Annotated in this window: 17 protein-coding genes; 9 read left to right on the top strand and 8 right to left on the bottom strand. The window is 68.4% G+C overall.

Translation table 11 applies throughout. The features are described from left to right. Positions 1 to 2 precede the first annotated feature (2 nt). On the bottom strand, positions 3 to 1,184 hold the full coding sequence (locus AB0C87_RS09665; protein ID WP_353832748.1) for a DegT/DnrJ/EryC1/StrS family aminotransferase: 1,182 nt from the start codon (positions 1,182 to 1,184) through the stop codon (positions 3 to 5). 159 nt (positions 1,185 to 1,343) lie between these two features. Here AB0C87_RS09665 and AB0C87_RS09660 point away from each other — a divergent pair, with 159 nt between their 5' ends. The 4 genes from AB0C87_RS09660 (at position 1,344) to AB0C87_RS09645 (ending at position 5,123) form a co-directional block, all read left to right on the top strand. Next, positions 1,344 to 2,573, top strand: a complete 1,230-nt coding sequence (locus tag AB0C87_RS09660; protein ID WP_345174101.1) for an HTH domain-containing protein — start codon at positions 1,344 to 1,346, stop codon at positions 2,571 to 2,573. Positions 2,574 to 2,884: 311 nt separating this feature from the next. Then, entirely contained in the window at positions 2,885 to 3,814 is a 930-nt protein-coding gene (locus AB0C87_RS09655) for an alpha/beta fold hydrolase (RefSeq protein WP_360577094.1), read from the top strand. Between the two features lie 31 nt (positions 3,815 to 3,845). Then, positions 3,846 to 4,301, top strand: coding sequence for a transcriptional regulator (locus tag AB0C87_RS09650; RefSeq protein ID WP_345174103.1), 456 nt, complete (start codon positions 3,846 to 3,848; stop codon positions 4,299 to 4,301). Positions 4,302 to 4,310: 9 nt separating this feature from the next. Beyond that, positions 4,311 to 5,123 carry a class I SAM-dependent methyltransferase gene (locus tag AB0C87_RS09645; protein ID WP_360577093.1) on the top strand — a complete coding sequence of 271 codons (813 nt, stop codon included), beginning with the start codon at positions 4,311 to 4,313 and terminating at the stop codon, positions 5,121 to 5,123. A 353-nt stretch (positions 5,124 to 5,476) separates the two neighbouring features. Here the strand turns inward: AB0C87_RS09645 and AB0C87_RS09640 are convergent, their stop codons facing one another. The 5 genes from AB0C87_RS09640 to AB0C87_RS09620 all read right to left on the bottom strand — a co-directional run bounded on the left by AB0C87_RS09640 (position 5,477) and on the right by AB0C87_RS09620 (position 9,853). Continuing rightward, on the bottom strand, positions 5,477 to 6,082 hold the full coding sequence (locus AB0C87_RS09640; RefSeq protein ID WP_353832744.1) for a response regulator: 606 nt from the start codon (positions 6,080 to 6,082) through the stop codon (positions 5,477 to 5,479). Continuing rightward, a complete protein-coding gene (locus AB0C87_RS09635) occupies positions 6,079 to 7,209 on the bottom strand; it encodes a histidine kinase (RefSeq protein WP_360577144.1) in 1,131 nt (376 codons plus the stop codon). Before AB0C87_RS09635 ends, AB0C87_RS09640 begins: the two co-directional genes overlap by 4 nt. A 5-nt stretch (positions 7,210 to 7,214) precedes the next feature. Next, a complete protein-coding gene (locus AB0C87_RS09630; protein WP_360577092.1) occupies positions 7,215 to 8,225 on the bottom strand; it encodes a hypothetical protein in 1,011 nt (336 codons plus the stop codon). A gap of 98 nt (positions 8,226 to 8,323) precedes the next feature. After that, complete coding sequence (locus AB0C87_RS09625; RefSeq protein ID WP_360577091.1) at positions 8,324 to 8,908, bottom strand: dihydrofolate reductase family protein; 585 nt, start codon at positions 8,906 to 8,908, stop codon at positions 8,324 to 8,326. A 336-nt stretch (positions 8,909 to 9,244) separates the two neighbouring features. Further along, complete coding sequence (locus AB0C87_RS09620; protein WP_360577090.1) at positions 9,245 to 9,853, bottom strand: XRE family transcriptional regulator; 609 nt, start codon at positions 9,851 to 9,853, stop codon at positions 9,245 to 9,247. 112 nt (positions 9,854 to 9,965) lie between these two features. On the opposite strand from AB0C87_RS09620, the gene AB0C87_RS09615 reads away from it, so the two are divergent. Together AB0C87_RS09615 and AB0C87_RS09610 are read left to right on the top strand one after the other, a co-directional pair. Beyond that, on the top strand, positions 9,966 to 10,784 hold the full coding sequence (locus AB0C87_RS09615; RefSeq protein WP_360577089.1) for an MBL fold metallo-hydrolase: 819 nt from the start codon (positions 9,966 to 9,968) through the stop codon (positions 10,782 to 10,784). A gap of 48 nt (positions 10,785 to 10,832) precedes the next feature. Continuing rightward, entirely contained in the window at positions 10,833 to 11,129 is a 297-nt protein-coding gene (locus AB0C87_RS09610; RefSeq protein WP_360577088.1) for a hypothetical protein, read from the top strand. Between the two features lie 268 nt (positions 11,130 to 11,397). Here AB0C87_RS09610 and AB0C87_RS09605 read toward each other — a convergent pair whose 3' ends face one another. After that, positions 11,398 to 11,760: a hypothetical protein gene (locus AB0C87_RS09605; RefSeq protein WP_360577087.1), complete on the bottom strand. Its 363-nt coding sequence runs from the start codon at positions 11,758 to 11,760 to the stop codon at positions 11,398 to 11,400. Between the two features lie 866 nt (positions 11,761 to 12,626). Between AB0C87_RS09605 and AB0C87_RS09600 the strand changes: the two genes are divergently transcribed. From AB0C87_RS09600 to AB0C87_RS09590, 3 genes are all read left to right on the top strand, one after another. Beyond that, entirely contained in the window at positions 12,627 to 13,688 is a 1,062-nt protein-coding gene (locus AB0C87_RS09600; protein WP_360577086.1) for a YihY/virulence factor BrkB family protein, read from the top strand. A 765-nt stretch (positions 13,689 to 14,453) separates the two neighbouring features. Beyond that, positions 14,454 to 15,788 carry a multicopper oxidase family protein gene (locus AB0C87_RS09595; protein ID WP_360577085.1) on the top strand — a complete coding sequence of 445 codons (1,335 nt, stop codon included), beginning with the start codon at positions 14,454 to 14,456 and terminating at the stop codon, positions 15,786 to 15,788. A gap of 27 nt (positions 15,789 to 15,815) precedes the next feature. Further along, complete coding sequence (locus AB0C87_RS09590) at positions 15,816 to 15,986, top strand: FAD-dependent oxidoreductase (protein WP_360577084.1); 171 nt, start codon at positions 15,816 to 15,818, stop codon at positions 15,984 to 15,986. Between the two features lie 16 nt (positions 15,987 to 16,002). Here the strand turns inward: AB0C87_RS09590 and AB0C87_RS09585 are convergent, their stop codons facing one another. Then, positions 16,003 to 18,357 (bottom strand): LuxR C-terminal-related transcriptional regulator, encoded by a 2,355-nt coding sequence (locus AB0C87_RS09585; RefSeq protein WP_360577083.1) that lies wholly within the window; start codon positions 18,355 to 18,357, stop codon positions 16,003 to 16,005. Between the last annotated feature and the right edge of the window lie 322 nt (positions 18,358 to 18,679).

Raw genomic sequence — 18,679 nt, 5'->3', positions numbered from 1 at the left:
TCTTACGCGAGCCGGGCGTGCACGCGGCGCACCGCGCGGGCGATCGCCTCCACGTGGTCGGCCGTGTAGCCCTCGTTCCAGTGCAGGATGACCAGCGTCCGGTCGATGAGCCGCTCCGCGCTCGGGCAGAGCCCGGCCGGATACGACCGGCCCTCCAGCGGGAAGCGCGAGGAGCCGTAGACGGGCTCGGCCGCGAGCGCCGGATTGGCGTACAGAGGGCGCTCCAGATATCCCGCGACCGCCGGGACGCCCTCCGCGGCGAGCTCCTCCGCCCAGACGCGGTTGCCCGGGTCGTCCGGCACCGTGAACGGGAACAGCCACCACGCGTGCCCCTCCGGATCGGGAAGGCCGATTCCGGTCAGGTCCCGGAGCGAGGACAGGAGCTGCCCGGCCCGTTCGGCGCGGCGGGCGACGACCCCGGCGGCCTTGGCGAGCTGGGCGCGCGCCACCGCGGCCACGAGCTCGGTCATGCGGTAGTTGAGGCCGAGCGACAGGTGCAGCCGGCCGATCGTCCGGTCCCAGCCCTTGTCCATGAACAGCCGCATGCGCCGGGCCAGCTCGTCGTCATCGGTGCAGCACAGACCGCCGTCGCCTGCGGTGATGTGCTTGTACTGCTGGAAGCTGAAGCAGGCGATGTCGCCGACCGTGCCGAGCAGGCCACCCCCGGGGGTGGTGCCGAGCCAGGCCTGCGCGCAGTCCTCGATGAGGAGCAGGCCGTGCCGGTCGGCGACCGCGCGGAGCCCGGCGAGGTCGGCGGGCGCGCCGAAGAGGTGCACCGCGATGATCGCCCGGGTGCGCGGCGTGACCGCCGCCTCGGCCGCGGCGGGGTCCAGGTTGCCGGTGGCCGGATCGACGTCGGCGAAGACGGGCACGCCGTTCTGCGCGAGGATCGGCGCGACGGTTCCGAAGTCGGAGATGGGGGTGGTGATGACCTCGTCCCCGGGGTCGAGGCGGACCGCCGCGACGGCCAGGTGCAGCGCCGCCGTGCCCGAACTCGACGCGATCGCCGCGCGGCGGCCGTACAGCGCGGCCATCTCGGCTTCGAGGGCGCGCGCCTCGGTGCCGAAGGTGCTGCACAGCACGGCGCTGTCGAGGACGCGCAGCACCGCCCGCCGCTCCTCGGCTCCGATCGTCCGGCCGCTCGGACCCAGCGCATCGGGGAACCGCTCGCCGTCCGTGCCCATGCCTCTCCCCGTCCTCACGTCCCACCTATTTTCGGTCTGGGCCGAAAGTTATTTCACCCTAGGATGTCCGTCAAGAGGCCGAGCCAGGAAGGAACGAAGCCCGACGGGGGTGCACTAACCTGAACGGTTGAGGGCTGGACCTAAATAGAGGAGCCGAGAGTGCCCATCACCATCGGGGTCGTGGGTCCCGAAGACCTGGTCCACCGCGCCGTCGCGGTGGGCTCTGAGATGGGCGGCGCCGTCATGACCGGCCTCCCCTACCGGCACGAGGGCGAGGCCGTGGAGGTCGTCGCGACCGCCCCCGAGGAGGTCGACGCGTTCCTGTTCACCGGCGTGGTCCCTTACACCCTGGCCACCGCCGCGGGCGTGGTGACGCGGCCCTCGATGTACGTCTCCTATGACGGCGCGACACTGCTTCGGGCACTGGTGGAGCTCCTGCGCCTGGGCCACGACGTGACGCGCGTGTCGGTCGACACCCTCCGCCGCGCCGAGGTGCTGGAGACCCTCACCGAGGCCAAGCTGCCGACCGACCAGGTCCAGGTGCTGCCCTACAAGGCAGGCCTCACGTCAGAGGACATCGTCGCGTTCCACCGCAACGCGCGCGACCGGCACGGCACCCGGGTGGCCATCACCTGCCTGGGCTCCGCCTACAACGTGCTGGAGCCCCTGATGCACACGGTGCGGCTGGCCCCGTCGCGCTTCTCGATCCGCTCCACCATCCAGGCCCTCATCCTGACCGCGGTCGGGCAGCAGGTCGGCGACGCCCAGGTCGCGCTGGGCCTGATCGAGCTTCCCGGCCCGGACGACACCCTGGCGGCCGACGTGGTGACGCTGGGCGGCAGCCTCGCGCCGCTGCCCGGCGGGCGCCACCTGATGGTGACCACGCGCGGCCTCCTGGAGCAGGCCACCGAGCAGTTCACCCGGCTGCCGCTACTCGACCGGCTCGCCGCCCGGCACCCGAGCGTGCACATCGGCTTCGGCATCGGCCGCACGGCGGCGGAGGCGGAGTCCCTGGCCAAGCGGGCCCTCGGCAGGGCCGCGGCGATCGGCGCCTCGGTGGGCGTGGTCGCGATGGCCGACGACGTCGACATCGTGATCGAGCCCGCCGACGGCGACGAGCCCCCGGCCGAACGTGGCGTCGAGAGCCTGCCGCTGCTGGCCCGCCGCGTCGGCCTCAACGCCCAGACGCTGGCCCGGCTTCGCGAGCTGGTCGCAGACCGGCCGGACGGCCTGACCGCGCACGACGTCGCCGAGCACCTGGACGTGCAGCAGCGTACGGCGCGGCGCGTGCTCAAGCGCCTGGAACGAGCCGGGATCGCCACGCCGATCGGCAGCCAGCAGCAGGGCCGCACGGGCCGCCCACCGACCGTTTACCGCGTGAACCTCTAACACCGGCTCACCGGTTTCCTTTTACTCCGGCGCCCGGCCCTTAGTGCCCGCCCCCGCGCAGGCCGTCGCCCGGTGCGTCGCGAACAGCCGCTGCTGACGCGGGCGCGGACCGGGAGCCATGCCGGTCAACCGGCCCCGGTCGGTGGAGCAGGCATGCAACCGCCAGGTCGCCACAACGGGCCGAGTCCAGGATGACCTCGAAGGCCGGCCCGGACAGTGAAGGAGCTCAACGCGGAGTGGTACGAGGGTTGCGATCGCTAGTTGTTTCAGTCATAGTTGAAATAACTAGCCACCTCAATCCGGAGCAAGCTGTGGAACACGTGACTTTCAACAGCCTCGGCACCCGCTGTGCGGGCGATCTCTACCTGCCCGAGACGAGCGGCCCGGTCCCCGGGCTGGTGCTGGGGCACAGCGGGGTGATGGTCAAAGAGGCGCTGGCGTTCTTCGCGCCGTACTTCACCAAGGCCGGCTTCGCGGTGCTGGCCATCGACTACCGCACGGTCGGCTCCAGCGAAGGCGAGCCGCGCGGCCTGGACTACCCGGAGCGGCAGGTGGAGGACTTCCGCAGCGCGGTGTCCTACCTGCAGACCCGTCCCGAAGTGCAGCCGGAGCGAATCGGCGTGTGGGGGGTGAGCGTCGGCGGCTCGGTGGCCACCCAGGCAGCCGTGCTCGATCGGCGCATCAAGTGCGTCGTCGTGCAGAGCCCCAGCGTGTGGAACGGATGGCGGTACCTGGAACGCCTCCGGGGCCGTGCTGGTGTCCACGCGCTTCGCGACCGACTGCAGCAGGACTGGCAGCGGCGTTACGAAGGCGGGCAGAGCGCTCGCGTGCCGCACCTGACGCTGGAGGGCGACAGTGTGAAGGACACGCCGGACATGTCGACCCGCCTGTTCCCCGCCTACCGCAATGAGAAGACCCTCGACTCTGCCGAGCACCTGCTCACCTTCGCGCCGGAGAACCTCATCCACCGGCTCGCGCCGACCCCCCTGCTGATGATCGCCAACGGCGGCTGGGACCCGTACCACATGCTCGAAGAGGCGCAAAGCGCCTTCGCCAGAGCGGGCGAGCCCAAGCGGCTCGCGGTGCTGCCCTACGACGTGCTCGGCCTCTACACCGGCCCGGGCCTGGAGGAGGCGATGGCGCTCGCGATCGACTGGTTCGACCTCTACCTGCGCAAGACCAGGCTCCCGGGCATCACCCCGACACCCACCTATGAGTCGGTGGCCGCCATGACAGAGTGACCGCCACACGATCAACAACGGAGGTTCGACGATGAGCGCTGAGGAACAGCAGGACCGGTTGCTCCGCTGGGTGGAGCGGGTGGCCGCCTTCTGCGTCGAGGAGTGGGGGCTGCCGCCCATCACCGGACGCATCCTCGGCTGGCTCATGATCTGCGATCCGGCGGAGCAGTCCGCCGGGCAGATCGCGGAGGTCATCCAGGCGAGCCGCGCCTCCCTCACCTCGAACATGCGGTTTCTCACGGCCATCGGCCTGGTCAAGAAGGTGAGAAGGCCGGGCGATCGCGTCTCCTACTACCGCATCGAAGACGACGCCTGGCAGAAGGTCATCCAGCGCAAGCTCGAAAGCCTGAGCGCGTTCGGTGAGATCGCCGACGAAGGGATCGACATCGCGGGCGGCGAGAGGCACCGCACCGAGCGCATCAAGGCCGCCCACGAATCCCTGACGTGGCTGCAGAACCTCGCGGCCCGTCATCCGCTACGCCGTTAAGGAAGCCCCATGCAACGCTGGCAACCCAAGCTCGGGCTGATCCAGGAAACACTGCTGCTTACCCTCCACGCCAGAGCCCTGGACGCCGGACTGCCCAGCCCGATCCTCGGCGACACGCTTTCCGCCGACCTGGCCGGCAAGATCGACTACGACTTCGACAAGCTGAAGGTCAAGCCCAGCCTCGTCCTCACCACCGCACTACGCGCCAAGAAGCTCGACGACGTCGTCCGCTCCTTCATCGAAGCCCACCCCGGATGCGTGGTGCTCGACCTGGGCTGCGGCCTGGACACCAGGATGCTGCGCTGTGATCCCCCGCCCGGCGTCGACTGGTACGACATCGACTTCCCCGCAGTGGTCCACCTCAGGGCCGACTGCCTGCCCGGCCGCTCCCACCTGGTCGGAGCCGACCTCACCACCTCCGACTGGCTCACCGCCATCCCCGGCGACCGGCCAGCGATGATCGTCGCCGAGGGGCTGCTCCCCTTCATGCCCGGCGACTCCTTCCAGGAGATGACCCGCGCGTTGGCCGGCCATTTCCCTTCGGGCGAGCTCGCGCTCAACGGCTACACCCGCTTCGCCGCCTGGGCCATGAAGTACCACCCGACCATCAAGGCCCTCGGCATCAAAGCCGCCCAGGGCTTCGACGACCCACGCGAACCAGAGTCCTGGGACGCCGGCCTCGAACTGATCGAAGAGCAGATCCTCACCCGCGCACCCGAAGTAGCCCGATTCCCGCAACCCCTACGCGCGCTCACCCGTCTCACCGCCCGCAGCACGGCCCTGTCTCGGCAAGGAGCCCGCATTCTCCGCTACCGATTCTGAGCGGCGACGGTGGTGACAAGCGACGCGTTGAGACCGGCTGCGATGGCGTCCTCGCGGCGTAGGCCGCGAGGACGAGTACTGCCGCCCCGCGCACCACAAGGCCGACACTGCCGAGCTTGCACCCACCCAGACGCTGGGCGGTGAGGCGCCGTCGCCGCCACTGCCGAGGAGGCCGGCGCGGAACGGCTTCTGGAGGTCGCCGAAGCCGTCATCGCCTTGGTCACCCCCTCGGTGCCCTACCGGCCAAGCTCTTCGCCAGCGAGTTCTACGCAGCCTCGCCAGCGGTCAAGCCGTGGCCATCGCTGTCCAGCAAGGCGAGGTCGCACTCGAATTCGCCGGTCTGGCCGGCTCGTCTAGAGCCAGCCAGCGTCGCGGGAGATGCGGATGGCGTCGATGCGGTTGCGGGCTCCGACCTTGCCGATCGCGTTCGAGAGGTAGTTGCGCACGGTGGCCTGCGACAGCGACAGCTCGCTGGCGATCTGGGTCACCGGCACGCCGGTCGCGGCGACGCGCAGAACCTCGGTCTCGCGGACGGTGAGGGGGCTGCTGCCGGTTTCGAGGGCGGCGGCGACGAGGTCGGGGTCAATGACCCGTTCGCCCCGGGCGATGCGGCGGATGCCGTCGGTGAGGGTCTGGGCGGGGGCGTCTTTGACGATGAAGCCCTGGACGTGGACCTTCAGCGCCCTCAGGAGGTTGCCGGGCTGGCTGAGCCCGGTGAGCACAAGGGTGCGGCAGCCGGGCAGCTTGTCATGGAGATGCTCAGCCGCCGTCAGCCCGTCCAGTCCGGGCATGTCGATGTCCAGCACCGCGACGTCGGGCCGCACGCGCAGTGCGGTGGCGACGACCGTGTCCCCGCGCTCCAGTTCGGCGACGACCTCCATATCGTCCTCCAGCGTCAGCAGCGCGACGAGCGCACTGCGGATCATGTGCATGTCCTCGGCGATCAGGACGCGGATCACGTGGCCTCCTCGGGGACCTCGACGCGGAACCGGAACCGTCCGTCGCGGACCGTGGCCGACACTGTTCCCGAGACCGCCCGGGCCCGTTCGGCGACACCGCACAAGCCCGAGCCGTGCTCGGCGGTCCCGCGGACACCGTCGTTGATGATCTCCAGCCGTACCGTGCCCTGATGGCGCGACAAGCTGATGGCGCAGGAATGGGCCTGGCTGTGCCTCAGCAGGTTGGTGGTTCCTTCGCGGATCGCCCAGGCCAGTGCACTCTGGACGGGAACCGGAAGAGCCGGCAGTTCGGCCACGTCCAGGCGGGTGTGGACTCCCGCGGCTCCGAGCAGGGCGGCCGCCCCGTCGAGCTCAGTGCTCAACGACACGGCGTGCTCGTCACGGGCGATGGCGCGCGTGTCGCGCAGCGCCTCCCGGGCCACCTCGGTCAGGCTTTCGATCTCGGCGCCGGCCGCGGCGGGGTCCTTGGCGAGCAGCCGCAGCGCCAGGTCGCCCTTCAGGGAGATCGCCGACAGGCTCTGGCCGAGCAGGTCGTGCAGGTCGCGCGAGAGCCGCACGCGTTCCTCCCCGACGGCGCTGGCGGCCAGCTCAGTCCTGGTGGCGTACAGCTCGTTCACCAGCTGCACCAGCCGCGTCCCGCCGATCAGCGCACCCGCGTACATGGCGGGCATGGCGACGCTGTAGACGCCGATGACGACGGCCAGCGTGGTCGTGGACCCGGGCAGGGACATCGCGCCCAGCACGCCGACCAGCTCGGTGATGAGCAGCTGTACGCCTGCCACTACCCATTTGGCCCGGCCGCGCAGCAACATCGCCGAGGCGATGACGAACATGCCCAGCGCCTCCCAGTCCTGCCCGAACCACAGCAGCGGGACGTTGGCCAGAAGGACAAGCGCGGTGAGGGTCCAGGGCCATCCCCTCGGCAGCTCTCCGCGAGCGGCATGCAGGCTGTGCCGCAGCTGCAGGGCTCCGATGGTGGACGCCAGCGGGACGGCGAGGAGCGGGCTGTGCCGTGTGCCCTCGCTCAGGCCGACCGTCGTGTAGAACGGCGCCTGGGCGGTCCACAGCACGATGAGCGCGACCAGGGGCCAGTGGGGGCGCCGCATCACCCAAGCCGGCGGGATCATTCCGCTCACGCGGCCACCTCGATCGTCTCGGCCGAGTCGTCGGTGCGCAGTTCCAACTGGACCCGGCCACCGTGGGAGGAGACCGTGATCACGCACGCGCGGGCCGTGCGGTCGCGCAGCAGGCGGGTGACCGTGGAGCGCAGGGCCGCTCGCGGCCGATCGCCGATCGTCGCCTGGATCGGGCCCCGCGGCAGGTCCAGGCGAGTCGTGATGCCCGCGACCGACAGCAGCGCGGCGGCGGTCTCCAGTTCGGCGCGTAGCGAGGGCCGCCGATAGCCCCGCACGCGCTGTCTGGCCTCGGCGAGGGTGGCCCTGGCGTCCTCGGAGAGCCGGGTCATCTCTGCCTCGAGACGGTCTTGATCACTCTGCGCGAGCAGTTCGCGGCTCCGTTCTCCCCGGGCGGCGATCGCCGCCAGCGCGGAACCGAGCGTGGAGCCCAGGTCGTCGTCGATCCGGCGGCGTTCCTGCGCGACCGCCTGCTGGGCCAGCGCCTCACGGGCCGACTGCAGGCGGATGAGCGCCGCGGCCAGCCAGACCAGCAGGAGCAATGCCGTACTGCCGCACATCAGGGTGAACCACACCCATGGCGCCTCCGTCAACGCCAGCCCCATCGCGTAGCCCACAGGGGCAGACGCCAGGACCAGCGCGACACTCACCGCGTAAGACCAGCGGCTGGGCAGTACCAGGACCGCCGATACGATCAACGCCACATAGGCCCGCACCCACGTGGCCCCGGCCAGCGGTGTCGCCCCGAGAATCACGACCGCCATGGCCGCCAGCGTCCAGAGCCCGGCCGGCGGTCGGGCGCCACGGGCCGCGTGCCAAAGATGACGCAGGTGAAGCGGTAGATAGGCCGCGGTCGCGGCCAGGCTCCAGAGCGCTGCGCGGGTGCCGCCCGGATAGCCGAAGGCGAGAGCCACCTGCAACGTGGGGAACAAAGCGCTGCAGGCGACCGCGCCGCCCGGCGCCAGTCGGACGACGCGGTCGAGATGCCAGCGCTGCTCGTACCCGTCCACCACCTGGCCTCCCGTCGCGGACGACCAGGGTAGGGGCTGCGGCAGAACGGCGACGTCCACTGATGACCAGAGCCGGGCGGATATGAGCGGAAAGCTCATCAGGCGACGGACGCCTCGTATCGCAGCACGACACTGTCGGAGCCGTCGAGCCTGCGGACTCCCGCGAGGTTCAACCGGCCCGACGCGCCGGTGAACAGGGGCGTGCCCGCGCCCAGCGCCGCGGGGCCGACGACCAGGTGCAGTTCGTCTACCAAGCCAGCCTGAAGGAGCGCGTTCCAGGTGATCCGGCTGCCGAAGGTCACCAGGTCGCCTTCGGTCTGCTGCTTGAGCTCCTTGACCCGGGACTCCGCCTCTCCCCGCCCGATCACCGTGGTCTGCTCCGACCAGGGTGCGATGTCGTCACCCGTCAGAGAATCGGAGATCACGTTCACCTTGATGCGCCCGTAGATTCCGCCGAACTCCTGGTTCACCGTCGAGGCCTCGGGGTTGCCCGCCTGGGCGGGCCAGAACCCCATGAACATCCGGTACGAGTCGGCGCCGAGCAGCAGGGCCTCGGCCGCCCGCAGACGTTCCAGGTTGTAGGCGTCGAACGCGGCGTCCATCTCCAGTACGAGCGGGTTGCCGTCGTTGTCGGCGTAAAAGCCGTCGAGAGACATGATGTTGCAGACCACCAGCCTGGCCATGGGGGTACTCCTTGCAATGAGGTTTCCTGGTCCCCGTACCTTCGCCGCAATCACGGCCGGTCAGTAGATGCAAATGTCACCAGGAGCACCGTGAATCTCGCTGACCAAGCTCGCCGGGGGCTGCGGTCTCCCAGGCCCGCGCCGTCTCTGACGTCTCCAGCCGAGGTGAGCGGTCAGTCTCCAACTCGCCGTGGCACGTGCGCCAACTCGTCCCAGCCTGGCTCGTTACCCGCAGCAAGGGCGCGGTGGCTGGTGTCCGGGTCGGGGTGCCGCGACCATCTGGCCGGAATGGAACGCTTAGCCGCCTGCCGCAGGTCAGGGATGTGCTGCAGCCGATCAGGTTCTCCGCGAGATGACCATGATGTATTCGCAGGGGGCGTTCGTTCGGTTGGCGAAGCCGTGCTCTGCGTCGGCTTGGACGAACAGGGAGTCGCCTGTGTTCAGGGTCTCGCTGATCCCCCCGATCGCGACGGTCAGGGTGCCTTCGAGCACCACGATCTGTTTCTCCGTACCGGGCGGATACGCGGGCAGCAGCCCGGTCGAGACCTGCGCCGGAAGATAGTGGACGATCACCTCGGCTCCTCCCGCGCCCGGGGCCGCCGACACTATGTGCCGCTCGAAGCCGGTCTCCGGGTCACGGAAAACGGGACGGTCCTTCTTGCGCAGGGCGATGGCCACACCTGACACGGCAGCGGTCGGTGCACCGATCAGGTCCGACAGCGACGCGTCGAGCGCGTGGGCGATCCTGGACGCCACGCCGATCGTCGGGCTCTTCTCACCGCGCTCGACCTTGGACAGCATCGCCCGGCTGACCGACGACTGTGCGGACAACTGCTCCAGCGTCAGGCCCGCCTCCTCGCGACGGCGCCGCACGTTACCGCCGAACGCGCCGGCCAGGTCATCACCGTGCTGTGATTCGGCCGCGTCTCTGTCCTGCTCGACCACTGTGCTCCTCAATCGACGAGTACCTCGCCGCCGCAGTGTATGGTTTCTTCTAAAGAAGACATGAGTCTTCTATCGGAGACGCACGTCGTGCGCCCTACATGACAGAGGTTCCATGCGTTTGATCTCGAGTGGCCGGCACCACGCCACCTTCGCATTCGGCGACCTGCAGGTGGTCTCGTTGCGAGACGGGTACATCGACATGCCACCGACACGGCTCCGCGACGAGGAGGGGCGCCCGCTCGACGAGCTGCCGGCCGCCGTCCCCCTGGCCGACGACAACCTGCGGCTGTCGGTCAACGCCTTCTTCGTCACCGACGGCACGCGATCGGTTCTCATCGACACCGGTGCGTCCGACGTCTGGCACGACCCCACCATGGGATTGATCTACGACGCGCTCGACGAAGCGGGAATCGATCGTGCGCAGATCACCGACGTGGCCATCACCCACAAGCACGAAGACCATGTGAGCGGCCTGATCACACCGAACGGTTCGGAGGCGTTCACCGCACTCGAGCGTGTATGGATCGGCGCGGGCGACGCCTCGGTGTTCACGGGGCGGCTCCAGCCGATCCGTGACAGGGTCGTGCCGGTGGCGGAGAAGGTCGCGATCAACGAATGGGCCACTGCGGTCCCGACACCGGGCCACACACCCGGTCACACCGTCTACGACATCAGGAGCGGCACCGGTCACCTTCTCGTCTGGGGCGACACCGTTCACGTTCCCACGCTTCAATTCGAGCAGCCGAACGTCTCCTGGGAGCTCGACGGCGACCAGTCCCAGGCCCGCGCCGCGCGAGGGGCGCTCCTCGATCAACTGACCCGACCACACCACTTCGTGGCCGGCGCCCACCTCGACTCCCCCGGCATCGCCCGCGTAACCCCCTCCGGCGACGGTTATGCGCTGGAATACCTCGCACCACCGATCGGCTGATCGAGCCTCTCGGCTCCCGGCCGCACTCGCGATGGCGGGGTCCGATTCATGTCCGAGCAGACCAGGCCGGGAGCCGACGCCGTGGTCGCCGACCTCAAACGCCGACCGCCCCGCAAGGTCAGGCTGGGCGGGCCGAAGTTGCTGCTCGGCGTGCCATTGATGGTCTTCCAGGAAATCGCGGCAGCTGATCCGGTGATGTGGGGCGCGGTCGCAGGTGGTGACGGTGCCGCCGGGCTGGACGGTGGAGGTTGCCGCCTCGCGGGTCATGGCCAGGTAACGCACGGCTCGTTGGTCATGGGACAGGCGGGGCGGCACGCAGCAGCACGTCCCGCCATGCGCGGATGAGCGCGAAGCCGAAGTCGGTGAACGCCGTGCCGTATCAGCGGGCCTTCCCGGGCGATCAGACGGTGCGACGTAGCAGCGCTGAACGCCTCCAGACGATCCAGGTGACCTGCCAATCGCGCCGGGCCAAAGCAGGACGTGGGGCCACCCCGGGCGCCCGGCCTGTTGGGCATGCCGCCAAACAGACGACAGCTCAACCCGGCTGGTGGACCTGAGGGAACATGCAGCGAGCACGCAACCCACCTTCAACCACACAGAGTGTCCCGGGGGGTCAGAAGCCGCCCCAGCGAACATACCCAGAAAGTGAGTCGTCCGCCCGAAGCACCGAGGCCGCTGAGCCTTGCGGGGTCAGCACAAGCTTCCAGTCGCCATCCCACCTCACGGTCGTAGTCATGGCTGTATGTCCGCCGTGCGCCGGGTCGCGCGACACCGTTCCGATCACTGCATTCTGCGTGGTGTACGAGACGATCCGGAAGCCCGCAATCTGCGCCGCCTCCGCAGCCGGTACGACCTGGTGAGACCCCCGCGTCTGCGCATAGGTCGCCTTGCCCGCGTCCGAAGCAACCTGCTGTCTCAGGATCTTCTGCCAACCAGCCGCCCGCTCGAGTCGCACCCTGATTTGGACCGCGGCCATCAGTGCCCCACTGGGCGTGTGCGTGTAGCAACGCGCGACTTCTCCTTGGACCGTCATTGGCCCGGCTGACGGAGAGAACGGCACTGCAACGCCCTTGAAACGTTTCCAGAAAACCCCCGCGGGCGCCTTCCGGGGGACGCTCCGTTCGATGTCATTTTCGTTGAGAGAACATGCGCGGATATTTGCACCACTCGTGGGCGGACGTATGGGGCTCGTCGTCACAGCCTCCGTCTCCTCATTCCCCTTCTCACCACAACCGGCAGCGACCAAGACGCCAAGGCCGACGACGGTCGCCAGACAAGTCTTTCTGAACATGTGAGCGTCCATTTCGCAACGTGGACCGGAATGGTCGAATCGACATGCTAGAGCATTTGACCGGGCGGCGGTGGCGAGGCGGGAGGGCCTCGTTGCAATGTTTGGTTAGGCCAGGCCGCCGGCCGGGATCCGATATCGACATGTAAGGCGCTGGTCTTTGCCGGGCGAGGCGACGCCCACGTGCGCGTTCCTACCACTCCTGCCTGTACTGGCGGGTAGGTACTCGTTAGGCATGACGAAACGCCTGGGAGATGTTGAGGCCGGCAGACCCCCCCACCGGGCCGCGCCCTCGCTGATCAGGCAGGCGCGAGTAGGGTTCGGGCAGCTCGCGGCGGCGCTGTTCCAGGCGGCGTTCGCGAATCCACGCGGCGACCGCGCGGCCTCGCTCCTGGAACAGTTCCCCTGGCGTCCTCGCAGAGAGGCCACACCCTCAGCCATTTGCTTCTTGGGGGCGCGTCGCGTGGGCGGCCGGTGGCCGCAGGTGGCATTGACCTGAGTCCCGGGAACGCGGAGCAGGGCGGGTGATATCAGGGCAAAGGTACGGTTGCGCCGTGACATCGGTGACTCTCGTGCCCCAGACGCGGACCATGAGCGGCGAGGAGCTCTCGGCTGGCGATGCCTGGACCACCCTGCGCGAGTACGGCGTGTGGCGCCTGGCCCGGGACTCCTGGATCCGGTTCAGGTACGGGGATGGCATGAGCCATTCCAGGGCGCTGGCCTTCCAGATGTGCCTGTCGATCGTTCCCGGTGCCATCGCCCTGGTCGGGCTGAGCTCGGTCGCCCACCAGGAGCAGTTGGGCCAGGTGATCGAGCTGACGCTGAGCCGACTGGCCCCCGGCGGGGACACCGATGCCGTCCGGGAGGTGCTCGGCGAGCAGCGGCGGAGCCGCGACGCGCTGGCCCTGTGGCTGGGGCTCGCCACCGCACTGGCGTCCCTGACCAGCACGATGGCTCAGATCGAGCGCGGCGCGAACCGGATCTACGGCATGAAACGCGACCGTCCGTTCCACCGCAAGTACGGCAGAGCGGCGATGCTGGCCGTCACGGCGGGCGCGTTCATGGTCTCCGGCTTCACGGTCATGGCCGGCGGCGACGCCATCGGAGGCGCTCTCGCCGAGGTCTATGGCTGGGGTGACGGTCTGCGCACCTCATTCGACCTGGGGCGCTGGCCGCTGGGCTTCCTGCTCGCGCTGGCCTCCACCTCGGTGCTGTTCCGCGCCTCTCCCCGCCGCAGGCAACCCGGCCACACGTGGTTGGCCTTCGGCGCGCTTGTCACCATGGCGCTCTGGACCCTGTTCACATTCTGCTTGGCGTTCTACACCGGCCAGCACACCACGTTCGGCAGCACCTATGGTCCGCTCACCGCGGTGATGGCGCTGCTGCTGTGGTCGTTCCTCAGTTCGATCGCGCTGTTCTTCGGCCTGGCGTCCGCCGCCCAACTGGAGGCCTACCGCGGGCGCTGCCCCGTCCCCGCCCCACCGGACCCTGGTCCGACCGCCGAAGAGGAACGCGAGCCACTGGTGGGCGCCGTCGGCTCGGCACTCATCACCTCGATCCGCGGCCTCATCGACCTGCTCAGGCGACTCCGGCTCCGCAAAGACCAGAACCCCTGAGGGTCCTGGGCCGGTTTGCTCCCCGCATTGCATCAGTTGCGACGTCATGGTGCGGCGCGCAACTGCGAGCCGTGCTCGTTGCGGGGTGGAGTGCCGAGCCGTCGAGAAAGTGGTGATGCCGTTCGTCGATACGCCGCTGACCGTTCCGAGGGGGCGCGCGGAGCCAGGGCCTTTGGGGGGCGGCGGGTCGCCGGTGTGGGCGGCCAGCGTGCGGCGGTCAATGTGCCCTCTCGACCATGGGAGCGCAGTACGCCATCACCACGCCAGGTCGTGGTGCGTCGGATCCTGCGGCACGTAGAGAGCGGTCGCGCTGTGTACGTCGCCGCCGCCGAACATGGTGTTCTCGAACGTCATCGTGCGCCTTCCGCGGAAAGAGGAAGAGGGATCCAGTCTCAGAGTCGGGCGCTCCTGCGGCGGGCCACGCCGGAGGAGGCCAGGCGGGTCATCGGGGACGCGCCGAGGTGAGGTTCTGTCTCCGGGCTCTCCCCAGGCGATCGGGTGGTTCGGGCGCAGGCCTTTCAGCTCCGGCGGCGCGCTCGGGGCGGTGGCCGTCGCCGGCCTGACGGCGGCCAACGCGCCGGCCCGGCGTCCACCGCGCACCGGCGCGGAGCTGAGCAGCCGGGTTCGGCTGCCGCCGCCGTTCCAGGTGCCGCTGCCGCTGCCGCCAGTGCTGAAGCCGGTCGCCACGACTGGCGGCATCGATCGGTACGAGATCACCCAGCGCGAGGTGACCGCGGAAGTCCTGCCCGGCGTGCGGACGCCGCTGTGGACCTACGAGGGCACTTCCCCGGACCGACGATCGAGTCGCGACGCGGACGGCCGGTCAGCGTGCGGCACCGCAACGAGCTGCCGGTGCCGACCGTCGTGCACCTGCACGGCGGCAGGACCCCGGCCGCCTCCGACGGATATCCGACCGACCTCGTCCTGCCGGACGGATGGCCGGACGCGGTCCAGGGCGGGCACGGGATGCACGGCATGTCGGGCGGCATGGGCGGCGCGCGGGGCATGCATGACCCGCGCGCGGTGCCGTCCCGGCTCACGCGGGACTACACCTTTCCGCTGGACCAGCGGCCGACGCTGCTCTGGTACCACGACCACCGGATGGACTTCACCGCCCCCGCGATCTGGCGGGGCCTCGCCGGGCTGCACATCGTGCCCGACGACGCCGAGGAGGCGCTCGGCCTTCCGTCCGGCCCGCGCGAGCTGCCGCTCATGATCGGGGACCGGGCGTTCCACGCCGACGGCACGCTCGCCTACCCCTCCCTCGACCCGGCGCTGCGCACGGAGCCGGGGGTGGAGGAGCCCTACCTCGCGGGCGTCCTCAGGGACGTGATCCTGGTGAACGGCGCGCCGTGGCCCGTGCACGAAGTCGATGCCGCCCGGTACCGGCTGCGCGTCCTGAACGCTTCGAACGCCCGGCACTACGAGCTGGAAGCGGTCGCCGAGGACGGCCGCCGGTTGGACCTGATCCAGGTCGGCGCCGACCAGGGGCTGCTCGCCGGACCGGTCCGCCACCGGTCGCTGCCGATCGCACCGGCCGAACGCTACGACGTGGTCGTCGACTTCTCCGGCATCCCAGTCGGCGGGCTGGTCAAGGTCGTCAACCGGCTGGGTTCCGGGCGGACCCGGGACGTGATGGCCTTCCGCGTCGCGCGCAAGGCCCCGGACGACAGTCGCGTCCCCCGCGTCCTGTCGACCGACCTGCCCACCTGGAGCCGGTCGGACGCCGCGCGGGTGCGTGACTTCTCCTTCCGCGCGGGTCGCATGAACGGCGGCCACGGATGGGTGATCGGCGGGAGGCCGTTCGACCCCGCCCGCACCGACGTCACCGTCCGGCTCGGCGACGTGGAGGTCTGGTGGCTGGTCGCCGACATCCACCACCCCGTCCACCTGCACCTGGTCGGATTCAAGGTGCTTTCGCGCAGCGGGAGGGCGCCACTGCCCCATGACGCCGGACTCAAGGACACCGTCTCCCTGCGGCCAGGCGAGTCAGTGGAAATCCTCACCCGCTTCGACGGCTATCGCGGCCGCTACCTCTTCCACTGCCACAACGCCGAACACGAGGACATGGGGATGATGGCCAACTTCGAAGTGCTCTGACCCCGCCCTCCACCTACAAGGAGCGTCATGCCCGAACACGCCGGAATCGTCATTATCGGCGCGAGCCTCGCCGGAGCCAAGGCCACGCAAGCCCTGCGGCGGGATCACGGCTACGACGGTCCGATCACTCTCGTCGGCGACGAAGTTCATCGGCCCTACGAGCGCCCTGGCCTGTCCAACCACAGCAGATCCGGCTGATCGCTCCGTCTGGTCACTATCGGGAAGCGTTCCGGTGCTCAAGAATCCAGGCGGCGATCTGTACGCGAGAGTTGAAACCCAGTTTGACGAGTATGTTCTCGACGTGGCCCTCCGCGGTGCGTTGAGCGACGACGAGCCTTGCGGCGATCTCTTTATTGCTCATGCCCTCCGCGACGAGCTGGGCGACTTCCAGCTCACGTCTTGTCAGTACGGAAGGAGTGCTGGGATCCGGCGGCTCGGCTTGCGTCTGCACGGGGCTATCTGGGTCCAGCGCATAGGCAATCGCCTCGTCGAAGTCAAGACCTGCCCCAAATCGAAAGGCCGTGGCGTACTTCTCATGCCGTAGAGCAGAACGCAATTGCCTTTCGCAAGTTTCGTGGGCAAGGGCATACGGCCGGAATTTCTCCAGAGACAGACCCAAGGACCGCCGGAGGGCGTCGGCAACGCCGAGCAGGCAAGCGGAGCGTTCGTACTGCTTCTGGGCGGAGGCAGCCCAAGCCAGCGCCTCAAAACTCCAGACGGGACTGTACCGATAGCCTATTACATAGTCTATGTGGAGACTGTCCTTGAACAATGCGCCGGCCTGTTCGATGTCACCGGCTCGCCAACAGTCGATACCGACGACCCATCGCCCCATGGAAATCTCGCCTGGGGCATCCGCGGATTCGGCCATCTTCAGGCACTCGGCGGCGAGATCAGCCGAGCCGTCACACCCGAGAAATGCTGCGGAAGTAGCCAGGTAGAAAGACGCGAAGAAGGCTTCGTTCACACTTCCGTTATCGGCAAGCTTTTTCTGGTTCTCGCGATACCAGTCGCGCGCTTCAGTCAACTCGCCTATTGCACGTGGGAGATCCCCGGTCAAGAAGGAGGCCCGCCCCAAGAGCAGCTTGAGAAGGGCCTGCGACCGACCATCGTCAGAATGTGCGATTTGCTCTCGACATTCATTCATCATGGGGAGGGCGACATCGATCTCCCCTTGCATCAGCGCGAAGGTCGCATCCACGGCCAACGCTTCGAATCTCGCCGGACTCGACCGTTTATTCTTCCGGAGCGCCTGGTCGAGCCAGTGACGGGCCTCGCTGTGAGCTCCATTGAAGACCCAGTATCCGTAGAGCTTGGTGGCGATGTCCAGGCTCGCCTCAGTCCGGTCGGTATCAGCCAAGGAAAAAGCCAGTGCGGCACGCAGGTTCGGCAGTTCCTGGCGCATCATGGCAAACCAATCACCCTGCCGCTGACTGAACCAATTAAGATTTGCCCGTTCGGCGAGTTGCCGGTAGTAGTCGCGGTGGCGGCGGCGATACGCCGTTTGCGCACCGCTTTCATCCAGGCGCTCTTGGCCATAATGGTTAAGAGTTTCAAGCAGTCGATACCGTGCTATTTTGTCATCGTCTTCGCGAATAAGAATCGATTTCTCAAGGAGGCTCGTCACAAGACCGAGGACATCTTCGTGCGCGATACCGTCTCCTGAGCAGACCTGTTCGGCGGCATCGAGGTCGAATCCGGCGGGAAACACGGACAACCGCGCCCACAGCGTCTGCTCCGCCGAGGAGCACAGATCGTAGCTCCAGTCGACCGTGGCTTTCAGCGTTTGGTGGCGAGGCAGGGCGGACCGGTATCCCTGGGTCAGGAATCGGAAACGATTGTCCAGTCGGTCGACAATCTGTTCGAGTGACAGGGCCCGGAGTCGAACTGCCGCCAATTCCAGCGCGAGCGGGATGCCCTCAAGCTGGCGACACAGCCTCGCCAGCATGGAGCTGTTCTCGGAGCTGATCACAAACTCCGGCCGAACCGCCCTCGCACGTTCCATGAAGAGCATCACAGACTCGTACTGGGCCACCGTACGCGGAGTCACCTGTTCGACCCGGTCCGGTACCGACAACGGAGCGAGCGCCATCACCACCTCCTCCCTGGCCCTCAGGGGCTCCCGGCTGGTCGCCAGGATCCGCAGTCCCCCGGCCCCACCGAGGAGCTTCTCGACCAGGGGCGCACACGCTTCGAGCAGATGTTCGCAGTTGTCCAGCACCAGAAGCAGGCGCTTACCCTGCAGAAAATCCACCAGGGTCTCGGCCGAAGATCGCACTGACCGATCTCGCAGCCCCAAAGCGGCTGCGACGTTGCGCGCCAGCAAGTCACCGTCTTGCAGCGCCGCCAGTTCTACTAGCCAGACACCGTCCGGGAACGCCCGCCGGACCTCGGCTGCCACCCGTATCGCCAGCCGTGTCTTGCCGACCCCGCCGACACCGGTCAACATCAACAACCGCGTGTCGGAAAGCAGCCTCTTCGCCTCGACCACCTCCCGCCTGCGGCCGACGATGCCCATCGCGTCGGGCGGGAGGCTACCGACCACCTGCGGCGATGCGTCTTGAGCCATAGTTCATGCTAATCGGGAACCCCGAGACGAAAAGCCTCTCACCAGGAGCTTTACGAATTTTCATGGTTACTCAAGTGTGTATCGGGGCCTTGGCGGCTGGTGTGACGCATGAGACCCGTGTGTCAGCGATGACGCGTCGTACCGCTGCCGCCTCCCTATCGATGACGCCCGGCCCACCCCTCCTCCCTAGATATCGACGCCGGATGAGGCTTTGATGACGGTTGCCGACCGAGTTCGGAGTCGGGGCCGCGACCACGCATCGCCACGCGACCGAGGCGAGACTTGCTGAACCAGTGCTCAGGTTGTCGGACGAGTGAACGTG

It is taken from the genome of Actinomadura sp. NPDC048021, assembly GCF_040653135.1.
GTDB lineage: Bacteria > Actinomycetota > Actinomycetes > Streptosporangiales > Streptosporangiaceae > Spirillospora > Spirillospora verrucosospora.
The sequence above is the reverse complement of the archived record's forward strand: the minus strand, read 5'-3'. Positions and strand labels throughout refer to the sequence as shown.

Coding starts and splice junctions, on each gene's coding strand:
- AB0C87_RS09665 (WP_353832748.1), bottom strand. CDS start 1,184: ATGGGCACGGACGGCGAGCGGTTCCCCGATGCGCTGGGTCCGAGCGGC.
- AB0C87_RS09650 (WP_345174103.1), top strand. CDS start 3,846: ATGAGCGCTGAGGAACAGCAGGACCGGTTGCTCCGCTGGGTGGAGCGG.
- AB0C87_RS09645 (WP_360577093.1), top strand. CDS start 4,311: ATGCAACGCTGGCAACCCAAGCTCGGGCTGATCCAGGAAACACTGCTG.
- AB0C87_RS09635 (WP_360577144.1), bottom strand. CDS start 7,209: ATGATCCCGCCGGCTTGGGTGATGCGGCGCCCCCACTGGCCCCTGGTC.
- AB0C87_RS09625 (WP_360577091.1), bottom strand. CDS start 8,908: ATGGCCAGGCTGGTGGTCTGCAACATCATGTCTCTCGACGGCTTTTAC.
- AB0C87_RS09615 (WP_360577089.1), top strand. CDS start 9,966: ATGCGTTTGATCTCGAGTGGCCGGCACCACGCCACCTTCGCATTCGGC.
- AB0C87_RS09610 (WP_360577088.1), top strand. CDS start 10,833: ATGTCCGAGCAGACCAGGCCGGGAGCCGACGCCGTGGTCGCCGACCTC.
- AB0C87_RS09605 (WP_360577087.1), bottom strand. CDS start 11,760: ATGGCCGCGGTCCAAATCAGGGTGCGACTCGAGCGGGCGGCTGGTTGG.
- AB0C87_RS09590 (WP_360577084.1), top strand. CDS start 15,816: ATGCCCGAACACGCCGGAATCGTCATTATCGGCGCGAGCCTCGCCGGA.
- AB0C87_RS09585 (WP_360577083.1), bottom strand. CDS start 18,357: ATGGCTCAAGACGCATCGCCGCAGGTGGTCGGTAGCCTCCCGCCCGAC.